The 16,351-nt window shown below is 61.0% G+C and carries 14 protein-coding genes; all 14 read right to left on the bottom strand.

The genetic code is table 11. The annotated features are described in order from the left end of the window. A partial coding sequence (locus tag JN12_RS12835) for a thiolase family protein (protein ID WP_456237315.1) occupies positions 1-350 on the bottom strand: 350 nt, incomplete at its 3' end. 34 nt (positions 351-384) lie between these two features. After that, the gene (locus tag JN12_RS12830; protein ID WP_211360540.1) at positions 385-873 is read right to left on the bottom strand and encodes a cache domain-containing protein; all 489 of its coding nucleotides are present in this window, start codon (positions 871-873) and stop codon (positions 385-387) included. Positions 874-917: 44 nt separating this feature from the next. Beyond that, entirely contained in the window at positions 918-3,014 is a 2,097-nt protein-coding gene (locus JN12_RS12825) for an acetate--CoA ligase family protein (RefSeq protein ID WP_145023331.1), read from the bottom strand. Between the two features lies 1 nt (position 3,015). Continuing rightward, a complete protein-coding gene (locus JN12_RS12820; RefSeq protein WP_145023329.1) occupies positions 3,016-4,263 on the bottom strand; it encodes a 2-hydroxyacyl-CoA dehydratase subunit D in 1,248 nt (415 codons plus the stop codon). 118 nt (positions 4,264-4,381) lie between these two features. Further along, positions 4,382-5,164, bottom strand: coding sequence for an acyl-CoA dehydratase activase (locus tag JN12_RS12815; protein WP_145023327.1), 783 nt, complete (start codon positions 5,162-5,164; stop codon positions 4,382-4,384). Between the two features lie 591 nt (positions 5,165-5,755). After that, positions 5,756-7,489: an aldehyde ferredoxin oxidoreductase C-terminal domain-containing protein gene (locus JN12_RS12810; RefSeq protein WP_145023325.1), complete on the bottom strand. Its 1,734-nt coding sequence runs from the start codon at positions 7,487-7,489 to the stop codon at positions 5,756-5,758. Between the two features lie 80 nt (positions 7,490-7,569). Beyond that, on the bottom strand, positions 7,570-8,238 hold the full coding sequence (locus JN12_RS12805; RefSeq protein ID WP_145023323.1) for a S8 family serine peptidase: 669 nt from the start codon (positions 8,236-8,238) through the stop codon (positions 7,570-7,572). Next, positions 8,235-9,980, bottom strand: coding sequence for an ABC transporter ATP-binding protein (locus JN12_RS12800; RefSeq protein ID WP_145023321.1), 1,746 nt, complete (start codon positions 9,978-9,980; stop codon positions 8,235-8,237). The genes JN12_RS12805 and JN12_RS12800 overlap by 4 nt, the downstream gene beginning before the upstream one ends. Beyond that, positions 9,974-10,933 carry a U32 family peptidase gene (locus JN12_RS12795; RefSeq protein WP_145023319.1) on the bottom strand — a complete coding sequence of 320 codons (960 nt, stop codon included), beginning with the start codon at positions 10,931-10,933 and terminating at the stop codon, positions 9,974-9,976. The genes JN12_RS12800 and JN12_RS12795 overlap by 7 nt, the downstream gene beginning before the upstream one ends. Beyond that, positions 10,930-11,757, bottom strand: coding sequence for a hypothetical protein (locus JN12_RS12790; RefSeq protein ID WP_145023317.1), 828 nt, complete (start codon positions 11,755-11,757; stop codon positions 10,930-10,932). The genes JN12_RS12795 and JN12_RS12790 overlap by 4 nt, the downstream gene beginning before the upstream one ends. Positions 11,758-11,813: 56 nt before the next feature. Continuing rightward, positions 11,814-12,821: a YncE family protein gene (locus JN12_RS12785; RefSeq protein WP_145023315.1), complete on the bottom strand. Its 1,008-nt coding sequence runs from the start codon at positions 12,819-12,821 to the stop codon at positions 11,814-11,816. A gap of 105 nt (positions 12,822-12,926) precedes the next feature. Continuing rightward, positions 12,927-13,256 (bottom strand): quinohemoprotein amine dehydrogenase subunit gamma, encoded by a 330-nt coding sequence (gene qhpC, locus JN12_RS12780; protein WP_145023313.1) that lies wholly within the window; start codon positions 13,254-13,256, stop codon positions 12,927-12,929. Between the two features lie 49 nt (positions 13,257-13,305). Further along, positions 13,306-14,697 (bottom strand): radical SAM/SPASM domain-containing protein, encoded by a 1,392-nt coding sequence (locus JN12_RS12775; RefSeq protein WP_145023310.1) that lies wholly within the window; start codon positions 14,695-14,697, stop codon positions 13,306-13,308. A gap of 2 nt (positions 14,698-14,699) precedes the next feature. Next, entirely contained in the window at positions 14,700-16,250 is a 1,551-nt protein-coding gene (peaA, locus tag JN12_RS12770) for a quinohemoprotein amine dehydrogenase subunit alpha (protein ID WP_145023308.1), read from the bottom strand. Positions 16,251-16,351: the final 101 nt, after the last annotated feature.

The following is a 16,351-nucleotide window of genomic DNA, read 5'->3' as shown; positions in this document are numbered from 1 at the left end:
GCCAGGAGGCACCAGCTGTTCTTGAACATCCCGGTCTCGATCCCCTGACCGGCCTGGTAGAGGGAGAAGGCGGAGGTGGAGCAGGCCTGGGTGATCAGGACGCCGGGCGACCCTTCGGCCCCCAGCATGGCCGCGGCCCAGGGACCGCTGTAGAACCAGTGCTGCTGGTAGACGGTGCTCCCCACCAGGACATATTCGATTGCCTTCGGGTCCCACCCCTTGCCCTCCAGGAACCGCTTGGAGGTGGCAGCACCGAGGACGATGGAGTTCTCGTTGGCCAGGGTCCCCTGCCACTTGGCAAAAGGGGTGCTGTAGTAACCGCGGTAGGGGATGAATGCTTTCGTCAACATATGGCTCTCCTTAGGCTGATATCAGGACGGAAACTTATTTGTAGACACCGGCGGCTAGCAGGAAGTCTCCTGCGGATTCTATGTACGAGGTCTTCTCCTCGATCTTCTTGCTGACCGGATTGGTCCATTTGTAATCCACCCAGCCGCTCCCTTTCCTGGCAGTGCTTATGAATTCCTTAATAAAGAACTTTCCGTCAGGGTCTTTTAAATCCAGCATGTTTTTGCCAACGAGTTTCGGATTTGCACCATGCGCCAGCGTAATGCCGTTCATGTCGATGGCAAAGATGTACAGTTCACCCTTTACGAACTGTCCTTTCGGATTGCTGATCTCTGCCAGGGTCTTTTCTTTGCCCGCCGTTTTCAGAAAAGCGGCCGTCTTTTTGACCATGGCCTTTGCATCATCCTTTGCACTGGCGGCATAGCATGTCGTCATGGCAAATCCTGCTACGATCAAACTCACAAGTACGATCAGCGCAATTTTCCTCATCTCTGTTTTTTCTCCTTTATCTGATGTGAATTGCATAATCAGCCCACAGCTCCTGACAGGGCCGTAGCTGCCTGGTGAACTCAGATCCTGATCCTGCCATCCACGGCGTACACGCCGTCCTCAAACGCCATGATCGGGTTCATGTCCATCTCCTGGATCATCGGCAGGTCAATGAGGAGCTGGGAGACGCGCTGGATCAGGTTGACGATCCTCTCCTTGTCGACCCCCTTCTCGCCCCGGACACCGTCCAGGAGGGCCGCGGTCTTCAGGCTCGCCAGCATCTCCCCGGCCTCAACCTTTGTCACCGGCGCGATCTTGAACGCCACGTCCTTCAGCACTTCGACGTAGATGCCCCCCAGCCCGAACATCACCAGGTGCCCCAGCTCCCTTTCGGCAGTGGCGCCGATGATCAGCTCGCGCCCGCCGGGGAGGAACTGCTGGACAAAGAAGCGAAGCTTCCCGAAATGCCCGAGGCGGTTCTGCATATCCTCCACCGCGGCACGGACCGCTGCGCCGTCCTTCAGGTTGACGCTAACCCCGCCCATGTCGCTCTTATGGTCGATCTCCTCGCTGTCCACCTTGACCACCACTGGGTAGCCGATCTTGCCGGCGGCGAAAACGGCCTCCTCGGCGTTTTCCACCACCAGCCAGCCGGCCACCGGGATGCCGTACGCCTCGAAGATCGTGTAGACGTCGCTGGCGGGAAGAACGCTGCGGCCGGCCTGCTGTGCCTGCTCGATGATCGCCCTGGCACTGGCACGGTCAACGCCGCTAAAGGTCTCTGCCTGACCGATGTCGCGCTGCTTGAGCAGGCCGTACCTGGTGAGGGCGCCCAGCGCCTTGGCCGCGTCGCTCGGGTTGGCGTAGAACGGGACCCCGCCTTTTTTCAGGATGTCCCGGGTGATCTGGAACCGCTCCTGGCTGAGGTCGGTCATGAAGTTGCAGACGATCGGCTTTCTGGCGAGCTTGCTGACCTCGACGATCTGCCGGGCCACCTCGTGGGTGTCGGTGAACGGTGCGGTGACGAAGTTGATGAAGATGCTGTCCACGCTCTCTTCGTCGATGAGCACGTCCAGGGCACCGCGGAAGTGGGGGCCGCCGGCGGTGGCCACTACGTCGATCGGGTTCTCCAGGGCCGCTTCGGGAAGCTGGGTCCCTTTCAGCCGCTCGATGGAGCTTTCAGAAATCTTCGGCACGTCCAGGCCGCAGGCAACCAGGACGTCGGTGGCGATGACGGCCGGGCCGCCGGTGTTGGTGATGATCCCGACCCGGTTCCCCTTGGGGATCGGCTGGGTGGCGAAGGCCATGGCGGCCCTCGCCATTTCCCCTTCGTCGGTGAAGGAGAGGATGCCGGTCTTTTCGAAGATCAGTTCGGTGGCGATATCCACCCCGGCCAGGGAACCGGTGTGGGAGGAGGCCGCCTTGGCCCCCTGCTCGGTCCGGCCGGCCTTCATGGCCAGGATCGGCTTTCGGGCGGTGACCTCTTTGGCCACTTCGAGGAACTCGCGGGGATTGGAGAACCCTTCGGTGTAGAGGATGACCGCTTTGGTCCCCTCGTCCTGGCCGTAGTAGCGGACGATCTCGGGGATGGAGACGTCGCAGGCGTTGCCGTTGGAGGCGTAGAGCCGCTGGCCGATCCCCAGGTCGGCCAGGGCCTGCATGATCAGGGCGCCGACCCCGCCGGAGAGCGCCACCACCGAGATGTAGCCCGGCTCCGGGTAGGTGAAGGTGAAGTTGCAGTACGCATTCAGCTCAGGATCGGAGTTGATGACCCCCTGGCAGTTGGGACCGAAGACCCGCACGCCGTACTTCTTGGCCGTGGCGAGGAATTCCGCCTGGAGCCTGGCCCCTTCCTCCCCCATCTCGCTGAAGCCGGCGGAGTTGATGATGACCGCCTTGATCCCCTTCTGGCCGCACTCTTCCATGGCCTGGGGGACCTGGCTGCTGGGGATGATGATGTGGGCCAGATCAACCTCGCCGGGAATCTCGGCCAGGTTCCTGTACGCCTTGATGCCGCGGATGTCCGGGGCGCTGGGGTTGATCGGGTAGATGGCCCCTTTGTACCCGTAGGTTTGCAGGTTTTTGGTGATGACGTTGCCGATGGACAGTTCCTTGGTGGAGGCGCCGATGATGGCCACTCCTTTCGGGCTGAACAGTGCGTCAAGCTGGTGTGACATCTTATTTCCCCTCCTCAAGCTGTTCAATGAATGCTTCCACGTTGGTCTTGGTCTGCTCGTCGGATACGCAGCGCAGGTCGTTCAGGTCGCCGGAGATGACCAGGCTGGGGATGCCGGTTGCCGCTTCCAGCCGCTGGGGCATGCCGTAGCGGCTGTTGGAGTTGTAGGGGCAGGTCTTGGCGTCGTGGTAGATGATCCCGTCGATCCGGAACTTCTGCAGCATCTCCTGGATGTACGTTTCCTTGTAGGCGTCGGAGCGGACGATGAAGAGTTCCAGGTAGGCCTTGGCCATGCTGCGCAACGGATCGTTCTCGTCAAAGGAGGGGAAGATCCAGCTGCTGCAATAGGTGGAGGCGATAACGTTCGCCCGCAGACCGGAGAATAGCTCCGAATGCTGCCGCAGGCGGCCCCAGACCGGCATGCCGTCCCAGTAGATGCGATGCCGTTCCTCTTCGACCGCTCCCACCCCTGCGGCGATCCGCTGCTCCAGTTCGGCCAGGAGCACCTTATAGTAGTCGATGGCCTCCCGGGTGCCCCGCAGGACCACAGCCGGTCCCATATGGATGGTACCGTCAAAGAAGGTGAGCGGTGCAGGGGCGGCGGTGGCGGTCTCCAGGACCCTCTTCCACAGTTCGGTGCACTCCCGGGAGAGGGCCACTGTTTCCCGGAGCCTCTCCATGTCCAGCCTGGCCCCGGAGATCTCCTCCAGCGTCGGGACCAGGTCCGCCATCTGCCGCGCCACATCGTCGATATGGGCTGTGGTCACTTCGTTGACGTTTTTGGGGGAGGTGATGCCGATGACCGGAACCCCCAGTTCCTTGGCATACCAGGCGAACCAATCCTGCACGTCGCGGCACTGGTTGGTGTTGTAGATCAATACGTCGGGCCTGGGCACGGATTCGATTCCCGGGTAGGCCTTGGCCAGCGGGGTGGTCCCGTTCAGGTAGGCGCCGATGTCGGCCGTGAGGTAGGAGCAGATATCCGGCGAGTAGCCGATGGCGTTGGCCGCCGGGATCAGATCGGTTGAGAGGCGCGTGGCGCCGAGCATGGCCGCATGATTTTCCGGGAAGTGAACGGCGAACCCCATGGCCCTGAGCAGTTCCGCCGGGCCAACGCTGGTGCACCAGGCAACCTTTTGTGTCTTGCTGGTTGCCGCCTCGTTCAAGCCGTAAAAGTAATCGGCCATGATCTTGTTCATCCGGTCAGTGGCCTGAATTTTCTTGCGCACCGTCTTGCCCTCTTCAGCCATTACTGTCTCCTTCTGAATCCATAATTCAGTAGGTTGGGTTAGGCGGTTGTATCGCCGTAACCCAACATAGCAGCGTTGCTCGTTGGGTTACGCTATCGCTAACCCAACCTACTTGGGACTACCCTTTTTCATCCAGGGCGTAGAGTGCCGCGCCGATGGCGCCGGCCAGCTGGGGATATGCGGGAACCATCACCGGCCTGCCGATCATCTCCCCGACCATCTCGACGATGTAGGGGTTGTGCGCCACCACCCCGCCGGTCATGACGACCCGCTCGGTGAGGGAGTCCATCTCCAGGACCCTTTTGATGACCGAGTAGAAGATCCCCTTGACGATGTCGCTCACCTTCTTGCCGTTGCGGATGCTCTCCAGGACTTCCGTGGCCGAGAACACCGTGCAGTAGCTGCCGAGCTTGACCATATCTTCCGACTGTCGAGCCAGGTCGTTCATCCGTTCCAGGGGGAGGTCGAGGCGGCTCGCCATCTCCTCGATAAAGGCACCGGTGCCGGCCGCACACTTGCGGTTCATCTTGAAGCTGCTGCGACGGCCATTGCTGTCCAGCTTGACGATCTTGTTGTCCTGACCGCCGATGTCGATGACGGTGATAGCCTCGGGAAAATAGTGGTGGCACCCCTTGGCAATGCAGCCGATTTCCGTCTTGCTCTCCTTTGTGACAAAGGCGACATTGGCCCGGCCATAGCCGGTGGAGACGGCCCGGACGATGTCGTCGCGATTGGCGCCGGCCATCGCCAGCGAGTCATCCAGGCAGGCGGACGCGGTCGCCGCAAAGTCGACACCTGACTTCCTGACCGCGTGGCCGTTCAGTTGTCCTTGGGGATCGATAACCGCAACCTTGGTTCTTGATGCCCCCATATCTAGACCGACAAACACCGGTTTCAACATTCGTTCATGCCTCTTATTTCGTGAGCAGCTCGCCGCTCAAATCAGCCAGGGCAATGGGATACGCGTTCTGTTCGTTCGAGAGTCGAGCTCTGCCCGAGTTCTGTTGTTAAAGGGTCCGCAGTCGCTATTCGGCAATCTTAAAATATTGTTTTGCATTCTGTGTGCCACAATCAATATGCCGCCCCATAATTGCTCAACAAACCGAATTTATTGTGTTTTTGTTTTTAAATTGTGTTTTGTGTGAGCTGGTCATGGGCACACAACGACGATATTTCGTTGGATTGCGTGGCGGCAACACCAGCCACCCAGACGGTATCATCAGGTAACGGTTGGAATATTAATGAGAATGTGATGGGGAAGTCTTCTGAAGGCGTCATTGAATATTCGACGATATTTAGTCGGCATGACGATATATCGTCTACAACAAAAATAACTCCTCTGCGGGCAGGATGGTGCGTTGCAACCGGTCAGGCAACTTGTTCACATCCGCCCGGGACCGCCAGTGGCACTGGCGGCCCCGGGCGGTATCCTGAATCCTTTTTTACTTTTCCGTCAGATCTGGAACCATTGTCCTACGTATATAGAAGTTGGTCAGTCGAACACCCTGTCCAAATCCTCATCCTTCACCAGAAAGGAGAGATTGTGAGGTGCCACCGACTCGTTGTAGAAAAAGCGCGGCAGCCGGTCGTGGGCCTTTGAGAAGCCGGCGCGGGTGTTGAAGTCCCGCTCGGCGGCAAGGATCTTCGTGCCCAGCGCAGAAAATACGTCCGCTACCATGGGGCGTCCGGAACAGGCCGAGAGCATGTCAAGCAGGGCCTGGAACGTCTCCGGCTGGTCCATTATGGCCATGGCGACAAACAGGCACATACCGGTAGCATCAATGGCCGCCGTCGCAATCTGCAGGTTCCGGGATAGTTCAGCCTGCCCTTCGGCCTTGAGCGGATCCACATCGCCGCCGATCTTCAGGATGTTGGTGGCTACCGCGTAGCCGGCCGTATGGTCGGCCCCCATGGTGCTCGTTGCGTAGGTGACCCCCATCCCCTGGACCGCCCGCGGGTCATAGGCCGGAAGGGCCTGCCCCTTGACGACCGGAACCCGTTCCACGCCGAGAACCTTGCCGGTTATTTCCGCCCCGCAGCCGAGAATCCGGCCAAGGGGAGTTCCCTTAGCCACCTCCTCCACGAGCCCGATCGCTGCCTCCCCATCCCCGAAGGCGACAAGTCCCGCATCCATGGCCACCCCGATGGTTACCCCCATTTCGATGGTGTCGAGACCGATGTTGTCTTCCATATAGTCGAAACGGGCCACCGTATCCAGATCGGAGATGCCGCAGTGGCCGCCGTGGGCCCAGACCGTCTCGTACTCCGGCTGCTTGGTGACGTAGTTGCCATCCTTGTCGTTGAATATGCCCGAACACTGGATCACGCACCCCCGGTGGCAGCCGTGGGTAGCCGAGCCGCCGCGCTTTATCTCCAGTTCCGCCAACGCCTCGCCGCTCAGTTGTGCGGCGTTTTCGAACTGGCCGGCCTTGAAATTGCGCGTAGGGTAGCCTCCCGCCTCATTCAGGACGTTGGTCAGGACGTTGGTGCCGAAGGCCGGCAGCCCTTCGCCAGTGACCGGATGCTTGCGCAACCCCTCGACGAACTTCCGGTTGGCGTCCCGGAATCGTTCCGGTTCTTTCGGCGTGCGTATATTCATGCCGGCATCGTCGAGGATGATCGCCTTCACCTTCTTTGCGCCCATGACGGCGCCAACCCCTCCACGCCCGCAGTGGCGGGTCGGGCGGAGCTCCGGATCGGTGCAGGCGATGGAGGCTGCCAGGAGCCGCCGCTCACCCGCCGTGCCGATGGTCATGTAGGCCACCTTGTCACCGTATGTCCGGCGCAGCGTCTCGACCAGCGGGTAGTTGTCCAACCCTTTCAGGCCATTGTCCACCTGGATTCGGACCCCATCCTTGTTGAGGTAAATCGTGTAGAGATCGTCGCCGACCGGCTTCCCTTCGAGAACGATGGCGGCATATCCGAGCCGTGCCAGGACCTGGGCGGCCTGGCCACCGGCGTTCGACTCCTTGATGGTCCCGGTCAGCGGGCTCTTGCACCCGACCGACAGTCTGCCGGTCATGGCGCCGGAAGTTCCGCTCAAGAGTCCCGGGGCAATGACGAGCTTGTTCTCCGCCCCCAACGGATGGGCCAGCGGATGCACCTCCCTTGCCACCAGCAGTGAGGTCAATCCCCGTCCCCCCAATCCCTCGTACTCACCTGCCGGTTCAACGGCGGCCGTCGGACCTCCCGATGCTCCCATGTCAATGCGCAAAATCCTGTCCATGCCATTACTCCTCTCTTCCGGATAGGCGATTGATCTGTTGAATGATGGAATAGTTTCGTTGCTACCGCGGAAACGAATAGTCACTGCACCAATCGATGCGCTCTGGTACTCGGGCCAAACCTGGCGATATGCGCCGTCACCCGGGCACAGGCAAAGGAGTTCCCCCAGAGGTTGTCCGATCTCTTCACCCCTTCAAGATCCCGCGGGCTCCCTGATGCGGCATAGGGGTATCGCCTGCCATGGTCCACTGAGATTTCGCCCACCGGAACCAGGTCGTCGGCTATCGTGCCCAATACCCCGGGGATCGAGGCCGGTAACACCTGAGAACTGTCGGGACGACCCGCAGCAACGATGGTGCATCCGGCCGCGAGTACCTCCGTGCAGGCCATGGTGAGGAGGTCGGAGCCGGGACCGGGGGACATGCCCAGGCTCAGGTTCAGGAGCGAGCACCCCTCGGCTGCGGCCCGCAGGACGGCGCGCGCCACCAGCGAGGGATAGGAGGTGAGATCATGCTCGAACACCCTGACCGAAAAGATCTCCAGGTCGGAGAGCTGCTGACGGAGAATTCCGGCTACCGCAGTGCCGTGGCCGACCAGATCGCGGAAATCGTCGTCTTCCCGAACCTTGCCCCGGCCGTCGAGAAAGATGCGACAGCCGTACACGCCGCCTCTGACATGGGAGTGCCAGGGGTTTATCCCGGTATCGATGACCCCGATCCGGAGCCGCGTATTTTTGGCGGTGCGTTTCATGGTCGCCTGTCCGCCGATTGCCTGAGGGTGCGGACCTGATCGAGCGCGACCAGATTCGACGCGGCTTGTCGAAATGCCGTGCCGCCAAGCTCGGCGCTCAGTTCCTGACCGTCGACCTGTCGTAGTTGACCCGCCTTCATGAGAAAAAGGCGGTCGAATTCATTCAGACCGTGCAGGCGGTGGGTGATGACCAGAAACGTACGGTCGGGAAAATGGCTGAACAGATTCTGCCGGATCTTGGCTTCGGTTTCGGGATCGAGCGCCGAGAAGGCCTCGTCGAGGACCAGAATCGCCGGGTTACGCAGGATGAGCCTGACCAGCCCAATGCGCTGTCGTTGCCCGTCGGAGAGCGCCAGCCCCCGGCCGCCGATGATTGTCCGGTAGCCGTCGGGCAGTACGGAGATAAACCGGTGGGCTTCTGCCAGGGAGGCTGCCAGGTGCAATTCCGTATCGCTGATTCCCTGGTTGCCATACCGCAGGTTCTCGGCAACCGTCGCGTGCAGCAGAAAGGGATCGCACCCGGCATACCCGAGCCGTGCCTGCGCATCAGCAACGGCGGGGCCAACCGATATCTGCCCCGTGTGCGGGGTGCGCAGGCCGAACAGCAACTGCACCAGGGTCGATTTTCCTTCCCCCGATATCCCGAAAACCGCCACGCGCTCCCCCGGCGAGACCTGCAGATCTAACTTGTTCAAAACCGGAGGGGAGCCGGCATAGGCGAAACTGACGTCCTCAAAGACAATACCGCCCGGCTCAGTCCGGCCTGGTGGGGAGGGGGCAGTGACAATAGAGTCAATTGCCAGGAGTTCGACCACCCGCTCGAGGCTGACCCGCGCTTCCTGGATATTTCGCAGCAACCCCAGTAATCCCGTGGCCGGGCCGACAAGACGTCCCTGATAGAGGACAAATGCCACGAACGTTCCCAGGCTGATGGTGCCGCCTTCGATAAGCCTTCCGCCAAGGAGATAGATCCAGGCAAGACTCGCGGTCAGTGCCAGGGCCGGGAATCCGGAGGCGGCGGAATCGAGGGTCTGGAATCTCAGCAACCGGTGAACGAGGGTAGCATTATGGGCGGCAAACGCATGCCGGTCCTCTGCCTGCGCTCCCTGGAGACGCACTGCCCGCAGGGCGCCGAGGCGCTCGGTAAGGAAATGGGACAAGTCGACCATGGCATCGCGTACCCTGCGGGTCCCCTGTTCCACCGGTCTGCGGAACGATGCCGTGATGGCCAGGGCAATGACCAGCCCCAGAAAACTCCAGAGCGCCAACACAGCCGACAGACGCAGAAGGATCGCGGCGGCCACGACGAGAAAGAGGAGGTTCTGGAAGAATCCCAGAACACCGTCCACCAGCAGTGTCTGAATCTTGGGGATGTCGGAGCCAAACCGGTTCAGCAGGTCGCCCTGGCGGAACCGTTCCATCTCCGCCAGGGGGGCATGCAGACATTGGGCAAACAGACGCTCGCGGATTTCCACCAGGACCCCGGCCGAGAGCCGTGCGTGAACCTGACGCGTGCACGTTCCCAGGATGAGATCGGCAACCGCCAGTCCGAGAAGTGCCAGGGCAATGCGTGGCACCAGGGCAAAGTTCTGCTTCCCGACCACGGAATCGATAAAGCTCTTGCCGATCAGGGGGGAGGCCAGGGAGGTTGCGGCGCTGGCCAGGCCGAGCAGGCACAGGGCGGCGATAAGCAACCCTTTCCCTCGCAGGTGCCGGGTAAAGAGCGTAAGCCCCGTCAGCATGGGGATCCCTCTCGTTCCCACAGATCCGGGTAGTAGCAGAGATGCCGCTCTTCGCACATCTGGGGCCACCCACGCAGATTCACGACGGCCTGACGGATCTCCTCAGGGCTCGCCCCTTCCCGGGCGAGTCGAAGCGACAGGGCCGCTATCCGCACCGAGGCCTCCTTCCGCTCCAGGGACGCTTCCCGCCCCACAACTTTAAGACTGGAGATGCCCGAAGCGAGCAGGCGGGGAATGGCACACAGCCCGCAGGGACCCAGCGGATAGCCATTACCCGTCCGGCACTCGCAGTGATTGAGCGTCCATTTCCAGAAGGCATAGCGCTCCAGTGTCTCAGGAGAGACTCCTTCAGTTCCTTCTCCGTCCAGGGTGCAGAATGCACCGGCAGCATGGGTCGTGGCGCAGAGCCCTTCCTCGAAGACGCAGCCATCGTTCAGCAGGAAGACCTCGAACTCCACCCCGGGAATGACAATTGACTCCATTTCAGCAAGGGTCAGATGCCGGGGCAAAATGATCCGCGAGACCCCCAGATCCCGGTAGAATGCGGCACTCCCCGCATTGATGCAGGTGGCCAGGCTGGAAACATGGATACTGGCCCCGTGGCCGGCATCGACCAGGGCCAGGAGCAGTTCCGTATCAGCGACGATCAGCCCGGCAGCCCCCATCTCCAGAAGTTGGGCTCCGAACCCGGCAAGCATCTCCACGGCACCGCCAGGGTAGTACGGGGCGTTCAGCGTCACGAAGACGGGCCGGCCAGCAGTCGAGGAGAGAATCCGCTCAAAATCGGCCAGATCGGCCACGCCGGCCGACAGTGGCGCCCGGCGGTTTGCCCAGGTGCCGCCGAATCTCGCCTCCCAGCCCGGGGGAGTGACCCCGCAGAAGAATTCATCCGCCCCGGCCTCAAGCAGTACCCCGACCTCTGTGGAGCCGCGCAATGGCGCCAGAATGTTCACGGTACCGGCCTCTCGAACAGCACTACCCGGTCTGCCTGTGACAGATGCGCTGCAGCCAGTCGATGGGGCAGTTCGCAAAAGGAGGTGTTTCCGGCCCGCCAGAGCGGCAGGGAGGTGTCATCCCGGCGGACCCGGTGCCACCTCCCCTGGCATCTGCCGTTGCAGGGAATACCCAACCCCTTGGTGAAGCATTCGTCGGCGGTTCGGGCGCCATCGGCCTTTACCAGGCAATTCCTGCTGCTGGCCACAAAAAGGTAGGGAAGATACAGGACCCGCTGCATGCTTCCTGCAGCGGCTCCCAGAAAGCCTCCCTCAAGATCGGGGTCGGTCTCCACGGCGGTTACGCCGCTCTGAGCGAGCAGTGTCCGAACCCGTTTACCCCGGTCCGGCTGGCCGGACCCGCTGTCCGGGCGTGCCTCCACTACCCGCGGATCACGAAGAGCACGGTTGACCAGCCGCCCTGAGCGGCGGGGCAGGTCCGGATACCGCTGCCGCAGCAGGTTCAGTACCCCCCAGTCGTTGAACACAACCTCCGGAGCCCACCCCCCCGTTATCAGCCGTTCAAGCAGCAGGTCGAGCTGCCTGAGACCTTTGTCAGTGACGAGCGGAGTGAGCATGACCGCCTCCAGACCGGCTTCACGGGCCACGAGACAGAACGCCGCCGCGGCCCCAACCGGTGGCAGGAGGCTCTCGCAAAATTCAGTGCCGAAATAAAGTGCACGCAACTGCCCGGGCGGAAGGATTTCCCGCCATTCAGCCGGGCAGATGGTCCGTGGATCGGCCGGCAATTGGCGACTGTCGGTGAGACGCACTCCGTATTCCATGCGACGCCCCTCGATCCGGGCCAGAGCGGCAGCCCCCCTGGCCCGGATGATTCCCTTTACAGGTCCAGCCGTCTCAGCATGATGCCGTCGGTTGACAGCTGCAGCTTCTTGACGACCTTCAGGGTGGCGGCATCGTACACATCGACAATCGGCCCTCCCTGGAGGTAGATCTTCTTGCCGTCCGCACTGGTGACCAGGCCGAACGTGGTCCCCTCATTTACTACTTCCGTATTGGCCACGGTCCCGGTCTCAATGTCGATCACGTACAGGTCGTCCATATTGGCGTAGGCCTTTTTCCTGTCCGGGGAATAAAAGGCCCCGTATGCCATGATCTCGCTCTTCAGCGGGATGGTCGTGATCTCGGCACTCTTGGTATCGATACTCAGGAGGCCGGGCAGTTGCGGGGTGTAGTAGGGGACCAGGAACACGCCGCCATTCTCCTGGACAGAACAGAAGATCGGCAGAACATTCATCTTTTTGTCGAACAGCGGATAGGTATCGACGATCTTCATCGCACCCTCCGAAACGTCTATCGTGTAGATGTCCAGACCAACCGCAAAGAGCCTCTTCTTCTCGGCCGAATAGGCGATGTTGAACACGCCGGAGGGAACTTCCACGCTGTTCAGAATCTGGCCGGTTTCAAGGTCGATCTGGAGGACCGCAGGTTTGCCGATTACCACCTCCCCGTTTTCGGTCTTGCGCGAGATGCTGTTGATGTAGGCGGTCTTGCCATCGCCCGTATTCTCAAAGCCGTAAATGAAGCGTTGCCAGCCGCCGTGATTCATATCAACGGTCTTAACCACCTGCATGCTCTGCAGATCGACCTTGTGGATCATGTGCCGGCTGGCGGTCACATACAGGAACTGTTTGTCCGTGGAGAGCATTGTTTCCCGCGCCCACCCCTTGATCGGGATTTCGGCCGTCACTTCATCGGTACTGACATCGATCACCTGCAGTTTGCCATACCCCAGGTTCACCACCAGTTCCTTGGCATCTGCCCGAGCGGCAACTGCCAGCAGGCAGAGGAATATGGTTGTCAGAACTACATACGCCGTGTTTTTCATGGACATCTCCTTGAAAATTGATCGCAAGCCTTGCTACTCGACCCGGCCGCAGAGCATCCAGCAGCCCGATGCGCGAGTATGCCGCCCACGGGATGTGAGCCGTGGTTATTTGATATCGCGCCAGTCGCGGACAATGCTGCTGCAGACGAGCTCCAGGTCCGGCGTATTGGTGAGCCCGTCGGTACTCTGTGCCGGCCACCAGCAGTCACCGGCACAGCCCAGATAATCGTGGGACGAGGGCTGGCAGTTCCCGACCGGCGTTGAGAGCCGCGGATTCGTTTCCCACCCGGTATCAAAGATCGTGGTGCACCCGACCGGCATTTTCCATTTGGTCCCATCCTCCAAGGCCTCAACGGACCGTGTTTCTCCCCTGGCCAGGGATTCGATGGCACGGGCCTTCTCGTTCAGTGCTTCCAGGTGCTTTTTCTTGTCCATAATCAATAACCTCCGTTAGTTGTTACCGGTATCGCTCATTATGGGGGATTCAGCATTTGACCCGCTTCTCCAGTCTTCGCAGCAGTTCGTCCGCCCCCCCACGTTTCAACTCCGCGTATGCCTCGATGCCGAGCTGAAACCAGCGCCGAATGAAGGAGCAGCTGCTTCCGGGAGGAATACCCAGCAGGTTTTCCCGCAGATGGTTTTCATAATGGCACCCTCCGGCACAGAGGGTCCTGGCCCAGCACTGACCGCACATCTCCTCCCTGCCGCAGGTGACGCCATCGATCGCCCGGCGGATCTCCTCCGGATCGTGGCCAGCGGCAATGTCCCCCACGCAAAAGGCTTCCTCGCCAACCAGACGATGGCACAGGTAGTATTTTCCTTCGGCATCGACCGCCAGATAACCGATCCCTGCACCGCAGGAAACGGATTTTGTCTGTCCCAGATGCAGCCTGGCCAGCAGGTCGATGATATTGCTGAACGGTAGCAGCCTCCCCTGCCGGGCCGCTTTCACAAAGGTTGTGGTCAGGGCGGCAAATCCTGCCAGCAGCTGTTCCTCCTGGTCGGTATCCGGCAGGTACTCCGGCCGGACGGGACTTACCGGGCCAATGCCGACTTCATGAAAACCGAGCTCCATGAGGTGATAAAAAACCTCTTCCACCCGTGACCACTGTTCCGGGACCAGGGTTACCCTGGCGGCAACCGCGGCAGTTGCGCCCCGGAGCAGGTCGCCCAGCTTGGGGACGATTCTGGCGTAGCTCCCGTTCCCTGTGGCGTCGGGACGATTGGCATCGTGCAGGTCTGCCGGACCATCCAGGCTGACGGCAACCGCAATCCGGTGCTGATGAATGAAGTCAATGATCTCCGGGGTCAGCAGGGTCGCGTTGGTGGTGAGGGAGACAAAGACCTTTTTCCCTGTGGCAACCGCGGCTGTACCGGCCTCCTCCACCGCGGCCCTGACCGCGTCCATATTGAGGAGCGGCTCTCCACCGAAAATCACCAGCGTAACCGTTTCCCGGTCCCCGGAGCCGGCAACAAGTTGTCGGACCGCTTCTCTGGCCAGGGACGGGGAGAGGTGCCGGACCTGTTTTCCGTAGGTTCCCCCTTCGGCATAACAATACCGGCAGCTGAGATTGCATTCCTGGGCCACCTCGAGGACCATAGTGGTGAGGGGGATCGAGCCGACATCCGGGATAGCCGGCTCGATCCGGTGTCTCGCCCCGAGCGGGGCCAGAAATCTGGCTTCGGCCAGGCTCTCCAGAATGTCCCGGTCGGCGGCGGACAGTTCCTCCAGTCGGAGGGGATGTCGGCTGTCCAGACGCTCCACAAGCTCACGGGTCGCCTCATCGATGAAGAAAAGGCTCCCCTGATCGACTCCGAAAAGAATCGCCCGGTCATGGTGCTGGAAGAGCTGATGGTCGGTCCATTCGTACCGCATGCTTACTTGATCCTCTGCACAAAGTCGGGCATGGTGACGATCAGGTTGGCCGGCTTGGCGGCGTAAACCTGCTCACCCCGCCGGTATTCCGCCTCTACCTTGACGATGCCGCCCCCATCGGTTCCCATGGCGCGCGCCGGATTCGAGCCGTAATCACCCATAGGTATGTACTTGCCATTCGGCAGGATGGCGCCGGCCCATACCAGGTCGTCGTCATTGGCGCGCTTGACCTCGGCGGCCAGCTTGAACCGGGCCGGTACCGGTCCCAGGGCGATCTCTCCCCCGTCCCCCTTGGCCAGGGCTAGAGCCTGGTACTGGACGCCTTCGGCCGGGTAGTTCCTGCCGCCGTACAACCGGGAACGCCCCATTTCCGGCAGAATCCTGATGCTGTCGATCCGGTCGGCCAGGGTCAGTGGCATGCTGTTCAACCCCTTGATGCCGATTGCAGTCTTGACCAGACCATCATTGCTGGATACGGCCTCCACTTCGATTGCCTCCGGGCCGAGACGGCGCACCGCCGTCACTTCCACCGAGCCGCCGGAAACGGAGAGATCGCCGGCAGCGACATCGGGCAGGCCGACCCCTTCCAGTACCAGTGTGGTCTTTTCACCCTTCAGCAGAAATGCCGGAGAAACCCTGAGCAGCCGTGCCGCGCCGTTTGCCGGGTACCAGGTACTCTGCGACGTCCTGAAATCGGGTGCCGGGAAATGATGCTCTCCCTTGAGAGTGCCATCCGTAAAGGAGTAAGCGCCGCGGGTCTTGTTGCCGTCATGCTGCGTACGGGTCCGAAAGGCGTGGCCACCGTAGAGCGTCCCCTCCCCGGAGAAATTTTCCGTGGTGCCGTCGCTGAATTGCAGTTTGCCTTTGACCGCATACTCCTCGTTGCTGCCGGGGTTGATGGTTGCCTGGCCCCGGTAGTTCCCCTTGCCCGGTTCGTACCCCAGGATCAGCCAGGAGCCGGACGGCTTTTCCGCCGGCACCTGCCAGGCCTTGGTATACGGATGGCTCTTGGCCAGGGAGGCAAGGACCGTATCCGCTTCCTTCCCCCAGCGCATCTCACGCATCTGGTTCACTGTTGTCGGAACCATGTAGAGGTGAAAATCGCGGATCTTGGCCCAGGCGGAGTCGGTCATCCGGTAGGAGTAGATCTTGGCGCCGCTGTGACAGCGCACACAGGTGACGAACAGCTTCTCCTCCTCGGCCCCCTTCGGGATCTCCATATTCTGGGGATTGTTGAACAGGTTGAGGTAACTGACCTTGTCCAGCTCGGCCGGTGAAAGGATCTGGGTGCTGCAGAGCTCCTTCAACAGATCACCCATTTCCGCAGTGGTCAGATCCATGCCATGCAGCCGTGACATCCGGTCTACAATCACCGTCCACTCTTCCGGAGTTGTCCGAATCTCCTCAACCCGGGCGATCTTGCCGTTGGCCGGCGCGTGGCATCCCGTGCATTTTTTCCAGACCAGCGACTCCTTGGAGAAGGCCATTGCATCGGGCACGCCCCCCAAGGCCAGAACGAGTAAAGCAAGTGATAGATGTATCCAGTTCCGCATCGATTTCCTCCTTGTATGAGTGAGAGAACCGCTTGGGGTCTCTCCTCCGAACTTGACGGCCCGCCCCAGTGAAGATGGCGGTATCCGGCCTGTTACGCTGA

Source organism: Geobacter argillaceus (assembly GCF_007830735.1).
Lineage (GTDB): Bacteria > Desulfobacterota > Desulfuromonadia > Geobacterales > DSM-12255 > Geomobilibacter > Geomobilibacter argillaceus.
This window is presented reverse-complemented; position numbering and strand designations above follow the sequence as displayed.

Bases quoted from the DNA above. Each gene is read 5' to 3' on its own strand.
- JN12_RS12830 (WP_211360540.1), bottom strand. From the start codon at position 873: ATGCAATTCACATCAGATAAAGGAGAAAAAACAGAGATGAGGAAAATT.
- JN12_RS12825 (WP_145023331.1), bottom strand. From the start codon at position 3,014: ATGTCACACCAGCTTGACGCACTGTTCAGCCCGAAAGGAGTGGCCATC.
- JN12_RS12820 (WP_145023329.1), bottom strand. From the start codon at position 4,263: ATGGCTGAAGAGGGCAAGACGGTGCGCAAGAAAATTCAGGCCACTGAC.
- JN12_RS12815 (WP_145023327.1), bottom strand. From the start codon at position 5,164: ATGTTGAAACCGGTGTTTGTCGGTCTAGATATGGGGGCATCAAGAACC.
- JN12_RS12810 (WP_145023325.1), bottom strand. From the start codon at position 7,489: ATGGACAGGATTTTGCGCATTGACATGGGAGCATCGGGAGGTCCGACG.
- JN12_RS12805 (WP_145023323.1), bottom strand. From the start codon at position 8,238: ATGAAACGCACCGCCAAAAATACGCGGCTCCGGATCGGGGTCATCGAT.
- JN12_RS12800 (WP_145023321.1), bottom strand. From the start codon at position 9,980: ATGCTGACGGGGCTTACGCTCTTTACCCGGCACCTGCGAGGGAAAGGG.
- JN12_RS12790 (WP_145023317.1), bottom strand. From the start codon at position 11,757: ATGGAATACGGAGTGCGTCTCACCGACAGTCGCCAATTGCCGGCCGAT.
- JN12_RS12785 (WP_145023315.1), bottom strand. From the start codon at position 12,821: ATGAAAAACACGGCGTATGTAGTTCTGACAACCATATTCCTCTGCCTG.
- qhpC (WP_145023313.1), bottom strand. From the start codon at position 13,256: ATGGACAAGAAAAAGCACCTGGAAGCACTGAACGAGAAGGCCCGTGCC.
- JN12_RS12775 (WP_145023310.1), bottom strand. From the start codon at position 14,697: ATGCGGTACGAATGGACCGACCATCAGCTCTTCCAGCACCATGACCGG.
- peaA (WP_145023308.1), bottom strand. From the start codon at position 16,250: ATGCGGAACTGGATACATCTATCACTTGCTTTACTCGTTCTGGCCTTG.